The organism is Neobacillus drentensis, from assembly GCF_036962765.1.
GTDB lineage: Bacteria > Bacillota > Bacilli > Bacillales > Cytobacillaceae > Neobacillus > Neobacillus drentensis_C.
Window position 1 is genome coordinate 1 of the sequence record NZ_JBALOS010000431.1, and the last position, 1,560, is coordinate 1,560.

Annotated in this window: 2 protein-coding genes; both read left to right on the forward strand. The window is 36.6% G+C overall.

Features of this window, described 5'->3' with window-relative positions; translation table 11 throughout:
- The first annotated feature begins 37 nt into the window (after positions 1-37).
- A complete protein-coding gene (locus V7137_RS30400; protein WP_335701516.1) occupies positions 38-385 on the forward strand; it encodes a PadR family transcriptional regulator in 348 nt (115 codons plus the stop codon).
- Positions 372-1,370 (forward strand): HAAS signaling domain-containing protein, encoded by a 999-nt coding sequence (locus V7137_RS30405; protein WP_335701517.1) that lies wholly within the window; start codon positions 372-374, stop codon positions 1,368-1,370. The genes V7137_RS30400 and V7137_RS30405 overlap by 14 nt, the downstream gene beginning before the upstream one ends.
- Positions 1,371-1,560: the final 190 nt, after the last annotated feature.

Here is a 1,560-nt window from a genome sequence, read left to right on the forward strand (position 1 = left end):
CTGTATGACATATAGTAATAAAAAAAGAGGTGGGTGAATGAGTCATTTATTGGATTCATTAACGACAGAACTTAGGAGAGGAACGTTGACATTAGCGGTTTTAAGTCAATTACGAACCCCCCAGTATGGATATTCACTTGTTCAATTATTGGAGGGATCAGGAATTGCCATTGATCAAAGTACCCTATATCCTTTGCTTCGCCGCTTAGAAAAACAGGAGCTGGTATCGAGTAGTTGGGATACATCTGAGAGTAGACCCCGTAAGTACTATGTTTTAAGTGAATATGGGTTAGAGATATTTTTACAGGTAAAAAAGGAATGGATTAAGAATTCAAAAGAGCTTTATAACTTATTAAAGGGAGAGGAAGAGGATGAATCTAATTGAGATTTATATTCAGGAAGTTACTCGAAGGCTGCCTGAAAAAAATCGTGAGGATATTGCACTTGAATTACGGTCAACCATAGAGGATATGCTGCCTGATGATTACAGTGAAAAAGATATAAAGGCTGTGCTTGAACAATTAGGAAGTCCAGTGACTTTGGCTAGTGGTTATCGAGATCGGCCCATGTATCTTATTGGTCCTCGCTATTTTGATGTATATGTGACGCTGTTGAAAATGATTTTACCGATTGCCGCTGTTATTTCGTTAATCTCGATGATTGCCGAATACTTTATCGGATATGGCGGGGAAGAAGCGGTAATAAATGTTGTTTTAAGACTTTTTGGTGAAGGAATTTGGAGAATCATTGAAGTAGGGATCCAAGTATTCTTTTGGCTAACAATTGTGTTTTCGATTTTAGAAAGAACAGATAAAGGAAAAAATGAGCAGCCACTAACAGCAAGCCTTAAAAAATGGACTCCAGATGATTTGAAAAATATCCCGTATATCCCTAAGAAAAAAGCTATTTCCAAGTTCGAAGTATTTGGAGGATTAATGTGGACTGCGATCTGGGCGACATTTTATTTTTACGCGAGTCATCTTGTAGGTGTATACGAAGGAGGTAAAGACGGTCTTATATTTGTGACTCCAACTTTCAATCAAGAGGTTTTGCTTCAGTATTGGCCAATCGTTGTTATGATGATCGCATTTGAAATAGCATTATCCCTTTATAAATTGATAAAGGGACAATGGACGAAACGGATGGCAATATCCCATGCTGTCCTTCAGATAATTCAAACTATTGTATTTATAGTAATCGTAATAAATCCGAATCTACTAAACAAAGATTTTATTACGTATATGATGGATTTATTTTCCATTACCGCTAATCAATTTAAGACCTGGATCGTTGGCGGTGGAATTTTCATCTTTATAGTATCGACAGCTATCAATGTAGTTGATGGCTTTCGCAAGGCTAGAATTCGTTAATAAGGCTTTCCTATTAAAATATCAGAAATAAGAAATTAAAATTGGGGTTGCAGCGGCAACCCCTCTTTAGAGTGGAGTATAGTGGTTTGGGAACAACCTAACGGTTCGACACACGATTATTGCACCGAAGTACAGATCATAGAAAAAAGTAAAATCATAAAAAACATTTGACAAGAAGTAAAATTCCTTG